The sequence below is a fragment of the Collinsella sp. AF05-9 genome, assembly GCF_003465595.1.
Classification (GTDB): domain Bacteria; phylum Actinomycetota; class Coriobacteriia; order Coriobacteriales; family Coriobacteriaceae; genus Collinsella.
In genome coordinates, this window is the sequence record NZ_QSBB01000019.1 from 1 (window position 1) to 15,645 (window position 15,645).

Annotated in this window: 16 protein-coding genes; 8 read left to right on the forward strand and 8 right to left on the reverse strand. The window is 59.0% G+C overall.

What is annotated here, in order from left to right; all coding sequences use genetic code 11:
• Positions 1-26 precede the first annotated feature (26 nt).
• Positions 27-893: a bifunctional 5,10-methylenetetrahydrofolate dehydrogenase/5,10-methenyltetrahydrofolate cyclohydrolase gene (locus tag DWV43_RS06610; protein ID WP_117817503.1), complete on the reverse strand. Its 867-nt coding sequence runs from the start codon at positions 891-893 to the stop codon at positions 27-29.
• A 2-nt stretch (positions 894-895) separates the two neighbouring features.
• Positions 896-1,528, reverse strand: a complete 633-nt coding sequence (locus DWV43_RS06615; RefSeq protein WP_158549281.1) for a cyclodeaminase/cyclohydrolase family protein — start codon at positions 1,526-1,528, stop codon at positions 896-898.
• Between the two features lie 377 nt (positions 1,529-1,905).
• On the opposite strand from DWV43_RS06615, the gene DWV43_RS06620 reads away from it, so the two are divergent.
• The 4 genes from DWV43_RS06620 to DWV43_RS06635 all read left to right on the forward strand — a co-directional run bounded on the left by DWV43_RS06620 (position 1,906) and on the right by DWV43_RS06635 (position 6,145).
• The gene (locus DWV43_RS06620; RefSeq protein ID WP_117817505.1) at positions 1,906-2,508 is read left to right on the forward strand and encodes a hypothetical protein; all 603 of its coding nucleotides are present in this window, start codon (positions 1,906-1,908) and stop codon (positions 2,506-2,508) included.
• A 243-nt stretch (positions 2,509-2,751) separates the two neighbouring features.
• Entirely contained in the window at positions 2,752-3,345 is a 594-nt protein-coding gene (locus tag DWV43_RS06625; RefSeq protein ID WP_117817507.1) for a hypothetical protein, read from the forward strand.
• A 305-nt stretch (positions 3,346-3,650) separates the two neighbouring features.
• Complete coding sequence (locus DWV43_RS06630; RefSeq protein ID WP_117817509.1) at positions 3,651-5,216, forward strand: phosphatidylinositol-specific phospholipase C domain-containing protein; 1,566 nt, start codon at positions 3,651-3,653, stop codon at positions 5,214-5,216.
• Positions 5,177-6,145, forward strand: coding sequence for a hypothetical protein (locus DWV43_RS06635; RefSeq protein ID WP_117817511.1), 969 nt, complete (start codon positions 5,177-5,179; stop codon positions 6,143-6,145). The genes DWV43_RS06630 and DWV43_RS06635 overlap by 40 nt, the downstream gene beginning before the upstream one ends.
• 92 nt (positions 6,146-6,237) lie before the next feature.
• Here the strand turns inward: DWV43_RS06635 and DWV43_RS06640 are convergent, their stop codons facing one another.
• Positions 6,238-6,507, reverse strand: a complete 270-nt coding sequence (locus tag DWV43_RS06640) for a hypothetical protein (RefSeq protein WP_117817513.1) — start codon at positions 6,505-6,507, stop codon at positions 6,238-6,240.
• Positions 6,508-6,675: 168 nt separating this feature from the next.
• Between DWV43_RS06640 and DWV43_RS06645 the strand changes: the two genes are divergently transcribed.
• The 3 genes from DWV43_RS06645 (at position 6,676) to DWV43_RS06655 (ending at position 8,831) form a co-directional block, all read left to right on the forward strand.
• Positions 6,676-7,725, forward strand: a complete 1,050-nt coding sequence (locus tag DWV43_RS06645) for a YhcG family protein (RefSeq protein WP_117817515.1) — start codon at positions 6,676-6,678, stop codon at positions 7,723-7,725.
• A 63-nt stretch (positions 7,726-7,788) separates the two neighbouring features.
• Complete coding sequence (locus tag DWV43_RS06650; protein WP_117817517.1) at positions 7,789-8,577, forward strand: ADP-ribosylglycohydrolase family protein; 789 nt, start codon at positions 7,789-7,791, stop codon at positions 8,575-8,577.
• Positions 8,578-8,609: 32 nt separating this feature from the next.
• Entirely contained in the window at positions 8,610-8,831 is a 222-nt protein-coding gene (locus DWV43_RS06655; protein ID WP_089572148.1) for a hypothetical protein, read from the forward strand.
• Between the two features lie 513 nt (positions 8,832-9,344).
• On the opposite strand, the gene DWV43_RS10545 is transcribed toward DWV43_RS06655, so the two are convergent.
• From DWV43_RS10545 to DWV43_RS10270, 3 genes are all read right to left on the reverse strand, one after another.
• Positions 9,345-9,515, reverse strand: coding sequence for an SHOCT domain-containing protein (locus DWV43_RS10545; RefSeq protein WP_089572150.1), 171 nt, complete (start codon positions 9,513-9,515; stop codon positions 9,345-9,347).
• Positions 9,442-9,813, reverse strand: a complete 372-nt coding sequence (locus DWV43_RS10065) for a DUF1499 domain-containing protein (RefSeq protein ID WP_147338930.1) — start codon at positions 9,811-9,813, stop codon at positions 9,442-9,444. The genes DWV43_RS10545 and DWV43_RS10065 overlap by 74 nt, the downstream gene beginning before the upstream one ends.
• A gap of 116 nt (positions 9,814-9,929) precedes the next feature.
• The gene (locus DWV43_RS10270) at positions 9,930-11,267 is read right to left on the reverse strand and encodes a hypothetical protein (protein ID WP_199569391.1); all 1,338 of its coding nucleotides are present in this window, start codon (positions 11,265-11,267) and stop codon (positions 9,930-9,932) included.
• Between the two features lie 218 nt (positions 11,268-11,485).
• On the opposite strand from DWV43_RS10270, the gene DWV43_RS06670 reads away from it, so the two are divergent.
• Positions 11,486-12,667, forward strand: a complete 1,182-nt coding sequence (locus DWV43_RS06670; RefSeq protein WP_089572153.1) for a cation diffusion facilitator family transporter — start codon at positions 11,486-11,488, stop codon at positions 12,665-12,667.
• Positions 12,668-12,679: 12 nt separating this feature from the next.
• On the opposite strand, the gene DWV43_RS06675 is transcribed toward DWV43_RS06670, so the two are convergent.
• Positions 12,680-13,669, reverse strand: coding sequence for a hypothetical protein (locus DWV43_RS06675; protein WP_089572154.1), 990 nt, complete (start codon positions 13,667-13,669; stop codon positions 12,680-12,682).
• Positions 13,670-13,846: 177 nt separating this feature from the next.
• Positions 13,847-15,514 (reverse strand): formate--tetrahydrofolate ligase, encoded by a 1,668-nt coding sequence (locus DWV43_RS06680; RefSeq protein ID WP_117817519.1) that lies wholly within the window; start codon positions 15,512-15,514, stop codon positions 13,847-13,849.
• Positions 15,515-15,645: the final 131 nt, after the last annotated feature.

Consider the following 15,645-nt stretch of genomic DNA (forward strand, 5'->3'; position numbering starts at 1 on the left):
GGCGGAGGCGGGGCATGCCCCGCCTCTTACACCACATCTCTGCGCGCTACCCGCTCGGCCGCCTCGATCACGTGTTTGGCGAGGATCGCCGTCGTCACAGCGCCCACGCCGCCCGGCACGGGCGTGATGGCGTTAACAACCGGCTCCGCAGCATCAAAATCGACGTCCCCGACCAGCTTGCCAGCGGCCTCGTCCCAATTAATGCCAACATCGATGATCGTCTGGTCCTCGCGAATGGCATCCACGCCAATCGTGTGCGCGCGTCCAACGGCGGCAACCACAATGTCGGCAGCACGGCACTCGGCAGCAAGGTCGCGCGTATGCGTATGGCACGTCGTCACGGTCGCATTGCGCGCCGTAAGCATGGCGGCAACAGGACGCCCGATCACCAGCGAGCGCCCGACCACAGCAACCTTAGCTCCATCCAGCTCAACGCCGTAATGATCCAGCAAAGCAAGCACGGCTTCGGCTGTGCAGGGGGCAAAACCCTCGCCGCGCCCCGAAAGCGTGGTGAGCAGCGAAGCCGGCGTCATGGAGTCAACGTCTTTGGCAGGATCGAGTGCCGCGGCAACCGCGTCCTCGTCAAGGCCGGCGGGCAGCGGGCGGAACATCAGGCAGCCATGAACAGACGAATCGGTATTGATGTCCTCGATGGCCGCCAACAGCTCGTCCTGCGAAACATCGGCGGGAAGCAAAACGCGGCGAGCTTCAATGCCAACCTTCTCGCAGCGCTTGAGCGCACCGCGCTCGTAGGATAGGTCGTCCTCGCGTTCACCCACACGCACGATAGCCGACGTCGGAACAACGCCCCGCTCGCGCAGGGCTGCGCAGCGAGCAGCAAGTTCCTCAGTCAACGCGCGGGCGACGGGAGCACCCTTCAGTAGCTCAGCCATGGCTATCCCCTCTTCCTTGCGGCGTCGGCGGCGCGGCGCGCCAGCGCATCGGCGCGCGGCAACCACATGTCGAGCAACTCATCACACGCCGTCTCGAGCTCCTCAGCACGAGCGCGATCCTTCATAGACGTGGTGTTCGCAAAGAGCGTCAAGCTCGCGCCCTGCATAGCAGAACGGCAGAACACGGCGCCGCACGCCACATCGGACAGCAGCTGACGCGAACCCTTGTCGGCCATGTCCTCGAGCAGCGCCAGTGCACGCCCGCAGGCATCCATAATGCGATACGGCGGCATAGCGGCCACATGCAGCGCATCCTGAATCGCGGTCGCTCGAGCCGGATCGTCACGCGGAATACCGTACGCCGCGGACACCTGCCCATAGGCACGAACGTCCTCGGCAACCAACTCGACAAGCTCCTGGGCCAGCTCATCAGCATGGGCAAACGCACGCGTCAGGTCATCCGCACGATCAGCAAGCGCGGGATTGGTCGCACCGTAGCGGGCAACCATTCCGCACAGCGAGGCGCCCAGCGCGCCCACAAAGGCGCTCGCGCTGCCACCGCCGGGAACCGGCTCGCGCGCGGCCAGCGCCTCGGCAAACCCGCGGCAGGTCTTGTCCATCATCTCTTGGCTCATGCACATGCACCTTCAAGTCATATACATCGGTCGGGTGGCAACCGCCGACCGACCGCATCGATCACGTAATGGTGCTAAGTCTAGCCCATAAGCACATGGGCGTCAGCGCACCTGGCCATCGCGGATTTCTATGGCACACGATAGGCGGCAGCGACACAAACATGGGACACATGGCCCACCTTTCGAGACTCCCGGGCAGCACAAGCTGGGGCATATCTATAAGTAAGGAACCCGTTGGGGCACGGCCGGGCAACGGCCACAAGCAATGAACGGAGGCATAAGCCGCACAGCACACAGAGACATCCGCCGCCAGCGCAATCAGTACCCCAACAGCATGCGGCGCCGTGATGTCATCGGCAGACAAGGAGGACGCCACCATGAAGAAAAAGACCCTATCGATTCTTTCCCTTTGCATCGCCCTCTTTGCCGCATTTGCCCTTGTCGGCTGCGGCGGGAGCGCATCGGGCGGAAGCGGCAGCACCGCCAAGAGCGAGAGCAAGGAAAAGGCCCCCGTCGCCAAGAAGACCGACTTTATCTGGTTTAAGGTCGAGATGCCCGAGGGCGTCGGCGTAAGCGACTCCGCCGGCAAGAATGCCGACAGGGTCCAGCTCACCTTCCCCGAGAACGAGAACACCACAGTCGACCGTTTCATCCCCGTTTGGCAAGAGAAGATGACGGCCGAAGAGTCCTTTGCAGAGCAGGCCGAAAGGCACACTGGAACGTTCCAGTGGGAGGATGGCGACCCCGTCGAGTATAACGGCAGGACGTGGCTCGTCGGAACGTACGAGGACAACAGTGGCATCACAACCCTCCTCTTTACCGACGTTGAGCCGGGAAGCATCTATGTCCTTATCTCGAACTTCGACCTGCACAAGAAAGAAGCCGAGGCGCTCCTCAACTCCATCGAATTCCCCGATGACATGGCAGAGGCAGTTTCCGAGGCGCGCGAAGTCGAGATTTCGAGCATCGAGCTCAAGTAACGGGACACCCGCACGCGCCTACGCGCACCTGCGCACATGCGCCCCATTAAAGCAACGGGCACCCAACCCCGGGGAGGGCCGACAGGCATCGGCCCTCCCCTCTTTTGGACCCGCGCATATTGCCACTTGTCGGCGCAAATCCGGCCCTCAGAATGGGACACATGGCCCACCCTAGCGAGCCGTCCACGCGTACAGTAAAGGCAGGTAATCCATGGGCGGTTACAGATCGAGGAGGACACGACCATGAAAAAGAAGGCCTTTGCGATTCTCACACTCTGCATTAGTCTCCTTGCCGCGGTTGCCCTGGTGGGTTGCGGCGGAAGCGGCGGCGCTACCGGCAGTGGCGGTGGCGGCGGCGCAGAAAAGCCAGCCGTGGATATGAGGACCGACTTCATTTGGTTTAAGGTCGAGGTCCCCGAGGGCGTCGAGATTACCGACGTCGCAGGCGACACGGCCGACAGGGCCCAGTTTAGGTTCACCGAGAGCGAGCACGTCAGCGATCGCTTCATCCCCGTCTTCGACTCTGACAAGAACGCCGACGAGCTGTTCGACTACGAGGCAAAGTGGAATGCCAGCTTTGAGTGGACCGAGAATGACCCCGTCAAGTACAACGGCAAGACTTGGCGCAACGCTTCCTATACACACTCGGGCGGCGTAACGACCGAATACTTCACCGACGTTGACGGCGGCAGTGTGTATGTGCGTATCGACAACGTCGAGGAGCACAAGGACGCCGTCGAGACCATGATGAAGTCTCTGGAATTTGCCGACGACATCGCCGAGGCCAAGACCGAGGCCATGGACGTCAAGCTCGACGATATCGAGATCAAGCGCTAAGCGACTGGCGAGCGCAACGGGAAACACGGTCGCAGTGCAAACAAGCGACGGTACCCCAGCGCTTCGTACCCAGGGAGGGCCGGTAAACCGACCCTCCCTTTCTTATGCCTGTAGCCGACGAACGCGAGGATGCCGGACGCCGGAACCGCCCCAAATGTGGCAACAGTACGAAAACGACAAACACCCCAACACGTCCGCCCACCGATTTATTGCGCCGCGCAGACAATTAAACCAGCATCTTTAAACATCTGGGCAGTATAGTGACCAAAACTATCGCATAACCGCACCCTGCGAATGGAGGAGTCATGGCCGAACATCATGCCATCAGTCGCCGAGCGTTTACGCTGGGCTTAGGTCTTGCGGCACTGTCGCCGCTTGCAAGCCTGCCAGAAACCGCGGCACCGGGCATTCCCCTGCGAGCGGCATTTGCAGACGACACGCCCAAACCGGCGGAGCACCTCGGTAATTTCGTCATTCGCCTTCGCCCCGCGGGCTTTTTTCGCACCGCGAGCGTCAACCAAGACGGCAACGTTCGCGGCAACGTCTGCCACCTGTTTAACGACGGCACGTCCAGCAAGCTCATCCTTGAGAACGTAACGACCAAGAATGACGATACAAACTGGTATGCTATCCGCACCTTGCTCAATTTCGAAGAGCATAAAAAGACGGGCTACAGCATTTGGTCGGTCGACGACGACTCTGACAAAGATGGAAAGGTCATCCACGTATGGGGCGGCGAGTATGACAACAAGCCCAGCCGCGCTTTTGCGTTCGAGCGTCAATCAAACGGAACCTATATCATCCGAGACCGCACGGTCGAGAAAGAAACCGAGAAAAAAGACATTAAGTACCTGGCAATAGAATCGAACGGCGAAGACCAGGACAACAATAAGATCTGCCATAAGAGTAAGAGCATTCCGTGGGAGCTCGAACTTATCGGTTACGACATGAAAAAGAACGATGCCACGGTTAGCAGCCTCGACTGGATCACGTACAGCAGCTACGTCGATGGGCCATGTTGGATGAAATACGTCGACGACAACAAGTTCCTCGACGAGCTGAGCATCCCGGGTACGCACGATTCGGGCACCTGCAGCGTGGACAACGACACTGAGCCCCAATCCTCGCAAGTAAAATGCCAGCAGGATTACATTCCCACGCAGTTGCTCGAAGGCATTCGCTATTTTGATATCCGGCTCGGAAAGGGCGACGACCCCGGTATCGACCACGGGGATTACTACCTGCTCAAAAAAGACGCGTACTTTATGCATCTTTCCGATGTCATAGGCTACTTCAAAACGTTTTTGAACGAAAACCCGACAGAAGCGCTCATCATGCTTGTATCACAAGGCAACGACGAGGCTACCGACGAAAGTGTTACGACGGCTTTCGCCAAGGTTTTGGACGACAACCCCAAACTGTTCTATACGTCGAGCCGAATCCCCACGCTACACGAGGTGCGCGGAAAGATCGTTCTGCTGCGTCGATTTAGGCTCGCCGGCAACAGTGTAAGCGGCCACACGTGGGGCCTCGACCTTACCGAATGGGATGACAAGATCAAGGCTCACTCCGACAGCGCCACTATGTGTCTCGTCCAAGACGCGCGGGGCTTTGAAGCCGCGGGGGAAACAGGCGACAAAGAGCCCTATTGCACCAAGGTATACGCCCAGGACAAGTACAAACTCACGGGAACCGACAAGCTCAGCTGGGTCGATAATGCGCTGAAGGAAACGACCGGGCGCACGCGCAACAAGGTGGACGTCGTGGACGATGACGGGGCCAAGGTGCAAGCCCGTGCAGCTGGTCTATCAACTACACCAGCTGCACGGGCTTGTCGCACGGAGGCAATCCTTTTACCTCGGCACGAGTAGTCAACGAGCATCTGTATAAGAGCCCGTACATCAACCCCAGCGGCACCGAGGATACAAAGTCAGATTACCTCAAGCACATTGGCATCATCGCATCCGACTTTGTTGATGCGGCGCTGGCCCGGAGCATCTACCAGCGCAATTACGATACGGAGCACAAGCAGACGGCTTCGTACTATCTCCCGTACTATCTCCCGACCCGCATGCGCATGACGTACGGCGACTCGCTGAGCGATGCCTCATTCCAGGATGGCAAGACCGTTGGCGAGGGTCATTTCCGCCTTGCCGACAGCAGCAACGCGCTCAACGCGACAGCTTCGGGCCATGCGTTTGCCATTGAATACGTGGATGTCGACGCCCTGGGCAACGAGACCGTTACGGGGCTGCAGGGCTCTGTGCCCATCGATATCGATCCACGCGCGCTGACGCCCCATTTTGAGGGACTCGAAGGCCTTAAGGCCGGCGAAGACGTGCGCGCCAAGATTGCGGCATCACTCGAGGGCAAGCTCGAAACCGATGCCTGCACGGCCCAGCTCGAGTTTGTGCACGACGCGGACGGCGCTCCGGGCACGGCAATGGCCGAGGGCGAAACATTTGCCGCAGGAACGTACTGGGTGCGCGTGAACGGTCTCTTGGGCGACGCGGCGCAGAACTACACGCTCGCCAGCGACGGAGCCGCAAGCTTTACCGTAGCGGCCTCGGGCAGTGCGGGCGGCACCGGCAGCGACACGGGTTCCAACGCAGGCGGCGCCGACAAGAACGGCAAGAGCAACAAGAGAGACCAGGGCAAGAGCTCGGGCGAAAAGCTCGCCAACACGGGCGACGGCTCTGGCGTTGCCGCCGGGCTCGCTGCCGCCGCCGTGGCGACAACGGTCGCAGGTGCAGCAATGCTTGCCAGTGACCGCGACAATACCGAGGACGTTAACGAATAGGCAAGCCAGTCTTTTGGGCGCATTAACTCAATCGGGGCGCAGAATACCGTTCTGCGCCCCGATTTTTACCTTGGCCCGAACGCCGCTATCGGCTACATCACCATGTTCAGAGCTTTCACAAATTCCTGGGCCTTCGCACGGCTACTCAGGCTAAAGACGCAAGCGGTTAACAGTCGATTGCGCAGAAAAACATCGCGGCCTTTGATTCTATTGACGCCCGTAATGTCCTTAAGATAGACAATCTCGGTGTGCTTGCCGCCAAAAGTGCCCTTCTTAAGCACCTCAATGCGGTTAGGGTAGATCTTGACGTCTTTAAACCTACCCGAACCTTTGTCCTGGAATAGCAGCGTGTTATTGTCCATACGCGTCACTCCCGTGGGGTTCGCTAAAACTGTCTCTATTGCCACATTTTAGTCACCGCAAGGCTCCCATGCGAAGGTGCCAGACAGCACAGCAATTCGTGTCCGCGCGAGGCTTTAAACTAGATGCAATATAGATGCATTCCACAAGAGGAAAGTGGGGCGACAGTGATGGGCGAACTGGTAAACCGCGAGGAATCGACAATCGTGCCAGAAGTTTTTTACAAGCAGGTTTCCTCGATCCTCAACGCCGCTCGCGACAAGGCCTATACCGCCGTTAACTTTGCGATGGTTGAGGCATATTGGGAGATCGGCAAGAGTATTGTTGATGAGCAGGGCGGAGAGGAGCGCGCCAAGTATGGAGAGGCGCTGCTCAAGGCCCTCGCAATCAGACTTACCAAAGATTTTGGTAAAGGTTTTGAAGCAAGAGAGCTGCGTAAAATGCGTCAGTTCCATCTTGCATTTCCAATTCGGGACTCACTGCGTCCCGAATTGAGTTGGACACATTACCGCAGGTTAATACGCATTCCTGACCCCGAAACTCGAACATGGTACATGAACGAATGCGCCGATTCTCGTTGGAGCACGCGTCAGCTCGAGCGCCAGATCAACACCATGTTCCGCGAGCGCCTACTTGCCAGCAAGGACAAAGAGGCCGTCACCCAGGAAATCCAAAAGAGCGCCCCGGCTCGTCGCCCCGAGGATATCATCCGCGACCCATATGTACTGGAGTTTTTAGGTTTCTCGGACGATGCTACGTTTCGTGAGAGCGATCTAGAGCAGGCGCTCATCACGCATCTTCAGAAGTTCCTGCTGGAGCTTGGCCGTGGCTTCGCTTTCGAGGCGCGCCAAAAGCGCATCACCTTTGATGGGCGCCATTTCTATATTGACCTTGTTTTTTACAACTATCTGATGCGCTGCTTCGTGCTCATCGACCTTAAGACCGATGACCTTACGCATCAGGACCTGGGCCAGATGCAAATGTATGTGAACTACTACACGCGCGAACTCATGAACGAAGGCGACAATCCGCCCATAGGCATCGTGCTCTGCGCGGACAAAAGCGATTCGATCGTCGAGTACACGCTGCCCGAAGACAACGACCAAGTGTTTGCCGCCAAATACCTGCCATATCTTCCAAGCAAGGAAGAGCTGGCGCGCGAGCTGAGTGCCGAGTACCGCGCCATCAACGAAGCGACTAATGGCGAAGCGCAAGGGTAGCGGCACGTTGCGACCGATACCCCCGACGGCGCTCCACATCACCCGGGATAAGAGGAGCTTTCCATGACAGACAGACCGAAAACAACACTGCGCGACTGCATCTATGGGCTTGCCGTCGGTGACGCGCTGGGCGTTCCCTACGAGTTCAGGCCCCGCGGTACGTTCGAATGCACGGACATGATCGGCTACGGCACGCATGGGCAACCCGCCGGCACCTGGAGCGACGACACATCTATGACGCTTGCTACCTGCGACTCGATTAGGGAGCTCGGGCACATCGACACCGCGGACATGCGCGACAAGTTCGTAAGCTGGATTGCCCGTGGCGAGTATACGATCGACGGCGTTTTCGATTACGGCGGTACGACCGCCCGCGCCCTGCGCACCGGCAAAGGAGGCTCCGGCGAGCGCGACAACGGCAACGGATCGCTCATGCGCATCGCTCCCCTGGCGTTCACCGATGCGACAGACGAAGAGGTCAGCAAGGTCTCCGCGATTACGCACGCCCACAGAACGTCGACCGACGCATGCATCATATTTGTCGAGCTGATGAGGGATGTGATGAACGACGTGCTCCCCTCGTGGGCGCTCCATCTGAAAGGCGTGCCTGAGCAGGAGATCAGGTCGGGTGGCTTCGTGCGCGACACGCTTAAGGCAGCCACCTGGTGTTTCGTCAACACTAACAGCTACGAAGATTGCGTGCTTGCCGCCGTCAACCTAGGCGACGACACCGACACCACCGCAGCCGTCGCCGGCGCCCTCGCCGGCACGGCATACGGTCTCAAAGCCATCCCACAGGAGTGGATCGACACTCTGCGCGGCAAAGAGCTGATTGAGAGCTGCCTGTTTTAAGGCGCCATTCAAGAAATAAGGCAGGAGGCATCATGGAGAGGAAGATCGCGAATATCGATGAGTTCCAAATGGGCGAAAACGAGACCCCGATACTCCCAACGGGACTGATGGAGGAAGAAAACCTTTACGTCCTTCCCGACGGGCGCTACCTCCCCTGCGGGGTCTACCGGACCGAAGATGGCGGCTCACTCATTTATGAGCCATCCGGGCTCAGCTTCTTCGGGCAGATGCTTGCTCAATTCAAAGAGAGCTAAAGGCTTGATTGCCCGTCAGATCGACACTGCTCCAAACCAGGGGGTGGATAGGATGTCTCCCACCGCGGCCCGTGAGGTAGAATTATGCCTGCCGCGGAATCCGCCTGCGGGCAACGCTCTAATCTCTGATTGGGGTGAAGCCTATGAACTTGTTTCTTGAAATCCTGCGCCTCTCGATGTATGTAACCGGCATCGTCCGGAACCTCTACTCGATCTGGCGGGAATATAAGCAGTAACGGATAGCGAAGGGAGTCATGCAAAGGGCCGGTTGCACCCGGCCCTTTAGACGATAATACCTGCGTTGCCCGCGCTTCCAAAGTTGACCGACTGAGGAGCGGGTTCCGCGGCACATCCTGATTTTACCCAGTGGCAAGGCTCTTTTACAGCCGTTCCACCGTTTATTTACATCTGCCAATCAAGACGAGACTACTACGCACCTTTATTACACACGATATTTTCAGCCTGGTATAACCAAGTTCAATAATAGAATGCAAATCCAACCACCGTGTCTGATTACAAAAAGATTTTTGCCTTTTCTGCAGCAAACTCTTCCTCGGTAAGCACTCCACTATCACGCAGCGTTGCAAGCCTCTCAAGCCTTGCAACTACATCAATCACTATCCGCCAGCGTCTCAATAGTCTGTGAAACCTGCGGATACCGCTCAAGCTCCTTCGATAGGGCATCGACTATCTCGGCAATATTCTTTGCATTTTTGCCCCCGTTTAATACGTTTGCCCTGACCTTAGATGACGACTTGACAGTAACGCCAGATCCGCCTTCAACTGGAACAACCGAAATACTGATATTTTCGCCCCAAGACCAAAGGCTCATACCAATCTCGGCTGCAACTGTTCTTGTTGTGGGCGATGCACTATCAACTTTTACTTTAGGCAGCTTTTCCATAGCTGCCTTCAAGGCATTAAACGTGTCGTCAGGAGAATACGGTACCTGAAGCTGAAGCTGCTGATCCGCAAAACCCATAATCTGGCCTCCGCTTCTTACAAGATTAAGGCTATCGACAATGGTAGCACGTTCCCAGCAGTCTTAAATTCGTCTCATGACCTTGCGATGCCGCCCGACGCCCCGGCTCCGCTTCCCTACTTCCCAAAGATCGCAGCGAACAATCCCTTGCGCTTGGGTTTTTCTTCTCGGTAGGAACCCTCGGCAGCCGCTGCCACCTGACGTGGCTGCTCGTCGCCTCCACGGCGTACGATCTGGTATAGAAACGGCGATTTAACGTATTTGACCTCGACGGGCGTGGCGTGAACGGTGCTTTCGCCGGACAGATGCAGGCTCGGATTGAGCGGCGCCACAATATGCGTCTCGCGCTTGTCGCTAAACACCACCGCCGCCGCACGGCCCGTCTGGCCGTTCACGGCAATGCGCACCTGCTCGCCATTACGTCCATCCGACGCGGGACGATCGACAAAGTAGACCGGCACCAGAACCAGGCCGTCCTTGTGCTTGCGGGCCTTGCGCGTCCAGGTGCGGATGCTCTTTTTATTGAGCCCCAGGAAAGTCTCGGCATCGTTGCCAACAATGTCGAGCGCCAGCTTGTCAATGACCACCTGGTCCTTGGTGGACGCATCGACGGAGACAACGCGGAAGTCGCCTTCCTGCATGGCCGGGTCGAACGACCCAACCTTGGCAAAGTCCCATGGCTCCAGAATGCCCATAAGGCGAACGTCCAGGTAGTTTGCCCTGGGATATGCCCAGTCGAGCACCTCGTAGTACACCAGGGTCTCCTTGCTCAGGCCCTTGCCCGGGAAGGACGCCATCATGCGCAGGTCCGCGAGCGCCATGGGGAAGTAGAAGAGCATCATGTCGTTTTGAATCGCGTCTTCCACATCGTGACCGGCAAAGGCGTCTGGATATCGGCGCACCAGCTCAAGCGCATTGGCGCGCGCCTGCTGCGGCGTTATCTCGCAGGGAATACCCTGCTCGGGCACATATTCCGCACCAACGCCCATGGTCAGGCGCTTGCTAAACGTCCCCGGCTTGAGCAGGTCGGCGACACCGATCTTATTGCCGCAGGACGGGCACTCAAACACGCGCTGGGTCGACTCGCCCTCAAAGGACGCTCCGCAGAAGGGACAGGGGATGCTCACGTGCGTGGCCTCTTGGAACTCCTGGGCCGTGCCGCGGTCTTCCCACAGCAGATGCTCCAGAACCGACTGATTGCGCCAGTGCTCATTAAAGAAATACCAGTCGGGGTCCACCGGGCGCTCGAGCTGCGACACATGCGTGAGCTTAAGCAGCCCATCGACAACCGTCAGTGGCGTATGGCGAATGCACAGGGCGCTCTTGGGCTCCCCCGCATCGGCCTGCCACGGAACGACCGTGCCGCAATAGGCGCACTCAAAGCTGCGTTTAGCCTGGTGTGAGTACATAGGGCCGCCGCAGTTTTGGCATTTAATGGCAAACATCTCGTCCATGAATACGTCCTCCTTTGCACTGGGGCTGTCGACATTAAGTATGTCGGGCAGGTAAGCACGTGCCCATACCCATGTGGCCCAAAATCGAGCACCCAGGCAGACGAGAAGGCTCGCTCGTTAGCACCGGCAGACTATTGCTGCATTTTCTGAGCATCGGTGCACGGCGCCCCCGCGCGAGCTACACTATCCCCTTAAACATGATTGTGAGGACGACCGCTATGCTATTTGTAAATCGGCTGGTACATACGCTTGTTCCCGGCAGCGAGGGCGAGCCGGTCGATACCTCCCGCCGCACCAACGCGGGCTTCGCCGCAAGCCTCATCTGCATTGGCCTCAACATCACCTTGTGCCTGGCCAAGGGCATCGCGGGCCTGCTCGCTGGCTCCGTCTCCCTCATCGCCGACGCTTTCAACAACCTCTCCGATGCCTCGAGCAACATCGTGAGCCTGCTCGGGTTCCGCCTCGCCAGCCGCCCGGCAGACGAAGGCCACCCCTATGGCCACGGCCGCTACGAGTACCTCGCCGGCTTGTTTGTCGCCGTCCTGGTTTGCGCCGTCGGCATCAACCTGATCCTCGAGTCGGTCACCAAGATCATCAAGCCTTCCCCCACCGCTTACACGCTCGTTTCCCTTGCGGCACTGGCTACATCCATGCTCGTTAAGCTCTGGATGGCCGCATTCAACCGCGCGCTGGGCAACCGTATCGATTCCGAAACACTCATTGCCACAGCACAGGACTCCAAAAACGACGTCATCACCTCGGGCTCGGTCTTGGTGGCGGCGCTTATTTCGCAGACGACCGGCTTTGACCTCGATGGCTGGGCAGGCCTGGGTGTGGGCATCTTCATCTGCATCAGCGGCATGGGCCTAGTGCGCGACGCCATCAGCCCGTTGCTGGGGCAAGCGCCCGACCCCAAGCTCGTCCAGGCAATCCGCGACAAGATCATGTCCTATCCGCAGGTCTTGGGCACACACGACCTGATGGTGCACGACTACGGCCCCGGTCGTCAGTTTGCCAGCGCTCACGTGGAGATGCCCGGCGAGGGCGACGCATTTGAGCACCACGAGATCCTGGACACCATCGAGCACGACATCAAGCGCCAGATGGGCATTGGCATCACGCTGCACTGCGACCCCATCGCGACAACCGGCGATGATTTGCGCGGCTGGGTCAAGCGCGGCGTTATGCAGATCGACCCCGCGCTCTCCATCCACGACCTGCACGAGCACGACGGGTTCGTTTCGTTTGACCTGGTGCGCCCCGACGGCTTTGACATATCCGACGAGGAGCTGCTGGAGCTCGTCACGCGCATCGTGCACGAGCGCCGACCCAATGCCTCATGCGTCGTTACGTTTGACTCGGGCTTTAGCTCGCCCGACCGTCCGGCTGAACAGCTGTAGCCCGCTTAACAGCTAGTTTCCCTGCGCGCCCGAGATGCCGTTTTGCAGTGCATTCCAGGCACCCGTCGCCATGTCGCCCAAGTTCTGCGCGGTGTCGCCCAGGTTTTGTGCCGTATCGCCCAGCTCTTGCGCCTTGTCTCCCAACTCCTGTGCCTTGTTGCTCAAGTCCTCCAGCGTATTGGAACTCGAGCTGTCGGTACCGCTTTGGCCGTCGGGCGAGTTGCCCGAGCTATTCTTGTGCGTGAGTTGAATTTCGAGGTTGCCGCTGTCGTTATAGTAAGCAGAAGTAACGACCCAGTTGGCATCGATGACGGGCGTTGAGCCATCATCAGTCAGGACCACGGCATTCGAAAGATTGGCGCCGCGCGACTTGAGAAGTTTCTTGGCGTTGGACCAGTACTGCCCCGGGATATCGCTCAGATCGACGGTGCTAGACGAGGCGGACTCGGTTTGCTCGGCAGCGGTATCAGCCGTTGAACTCCCTCGCTTGTTGAGCATGCCCGACACAATGGCAAACACAACCGACAGCGCAAAGAAGATCGCCAGCACGATGAGGATCTTCTTGATCACGCTCGACGAACGCGACGGCTTCTTCTCCTCGTCCTCGCCATATTGCGGAATCGACTTGGGGTACTCGCGATACGGCTCGCGCGACTCGTAGCGAGACTGCGCCGTGCGAGGCATATACGTCGTCTGCTGAGGCTGCGGAATGGGATTTTGCGGCAGGTCATCATAGGGATTCGGCGTCGAGGCGGCATAAGAATCCTGCGGCGCGTAATCAAACGGGTCCGGAGCTGCGTTGCCATAGGGGCCTTGCGAAGATACGGCATAAGAATCCCGCGCTGTGTCGCCATAGCCCATAACCCGGGTTGGCTCGGCAGAAGGCTGCGTCGCGGCGGGGTCGGTATAACCGGGGTTGGGAACAACGCGGGTCGCATCGGCGCTATCGCCAGCCTGCGCGGAACCGTAGCCGCCCATCACGGTTGTCTTGTCCTGATCCATGCAACGATTCCTTTCCGTCGCCCGTAAGCATCAAGTTATCCATGCATTCTACCCGCGCAAAAGCCCGTGACGGACAGAGCCCGTCCATATCTACAAGACAAGCGCGGCTAGAAAACAAAAGCCCCGCCGGGCCTTGGTAGGCGCGACGGGGCGGGCAAGCAGCTATGGGCAACAAGCTTAGAACAGGCCGGTGATGTTGCCGTCGTTGTCGACGTCGATGTTCTCAGCCGCGGGGACCTTGGGCAGGCCCGGCATGGTCAGAACACTGCCGGTCAGTGCGACCACAAAGTGGGCACCGGCGGAAACCTTGAGCTCACGCACCGTGATGCGGAAGTTCTCGGGAGCGCCCAGGGCCTTGGCGTTGTCGCTAAAGCTGTACTGCGTCTTGGCCACGCACACCGGCAGGTTGCCAAAGCCGTTCTCGCGCAGCTCGGCGAGCTGGCGCTTGGCGGCCGGCGTAAAGTCAACGCCATCGGCGCGGTAGACCTTGGTGGCAATGGCCTCAAGAGCGTCGGCGACATCGGCGCCGTCCTCATAGGCAAACTTGAGCTCGCTCGGCTGCTCAATCAGACGCATGACCTCATCGGCAAGCTCGAGCGCGCCCTCGCCGCCCTTGGCCCAGACCTCGGAAAGCTTAACGTTGACGCCGAGCTTCTGGCACTCGGACTCGATGAGCGCAAGCTCAGCCTCGGTGTCCGTCGGGAAGCGGTTGATGGCGACCACACAGGGCAGACCATAAACGTTCTGGATGTTGTCGACGTGACGCAGCAGGTTGGGCATGCCGGCCTTGAGTGCCTCGAGGTTCTCCTCGTTGAGGTCGGCCTTGGCGACGCCACCGTTGTACTTCAGCGCACGAGCGGTCGCGACGATCACGACGGCGCTGGGGCGAACGCCCGTCATGCGGCACTTGATGTCGAGGAACTTCTCGGCACCCAGATCGGCACCGAAGCCGGCCTCGGTAATGGCGACATCGCCAAAGCGCATCGCCATACGCGTGGCCATGATGGAGTTGCAGCCGTGGGCAATATTGGCGAAGGGACCGCCGTGGACAAACGCGGGCGTACCCTCGAGCGTCTGCACCAGATTGGGCTTGAGCGCATCCTTGAGCAGGGCCGCCATGGCACCCTGAGCCTTAAGGTCACGGGCGCGAACGGGCTCGCCGGCATAGCTGTAGCCGACAACAATCTCGCCCAGGCGCTCCTTGAGGTCATTGATGCTCGTGGACAGGCACAGGATTGCCATGACCTCGGAGGCAACGGTGATATCGAAGCCGTCCTCGCGCGGCACGCCCTGGGCCTTGCCGCCAATACCGTCGATGACATGGCGCAGCTGACGGTCGTTCATGTCGACGACGCGCTTCCAGGTGATGCGCTTAACATCGATACCGAGCTGGTTGCCCTGCTGAATATGGTTGTCGAGCATGGCGGCCAGCAGGTTGTTAGCGGCACCGATAGCGTGGAAGTCACCGGTAAAGTGCAGGTTGATGTCCTCCATGGGGATGACCTGCGCCCAGCCGCCGCCGGCGGCACCGCCCTTGACGCCAAAGACGGGACCGAGCGAAGGCTCGCGCAGGGCCACGGCACTCTTGACGCCGCGACGACGCAGGCCATCGGCCAGACCGATGGTCGTGGTGGTCTTGCCCTCGCCCGCAGGCGTTGGGTTGATAGCGGTCACGAGGACGAGCTTGGCCTGGTGATCGGTCGGCTCGTTGAGCAGTGAATAGTCGACCTTAGCCTTGTCGAAGCCGTACGGAATCAGGTGCTTTACGTCGACACCGGCGTTCTTGGCCACCTCGGTAATGGGCAGCGGTGTGACGGAACGTGCGATTTCGATGTCAGTAGGCATGGACGGTCCTTTCGTTACCGGATGAGAAAAAGACCAATTCAGCATAGCACGGGCGCGCAATAGTAAAACGCCCATAACCGATGAACGGCGATATGTTTACCCGATGCCCGGCGATAGCCCAACAGCCCGCC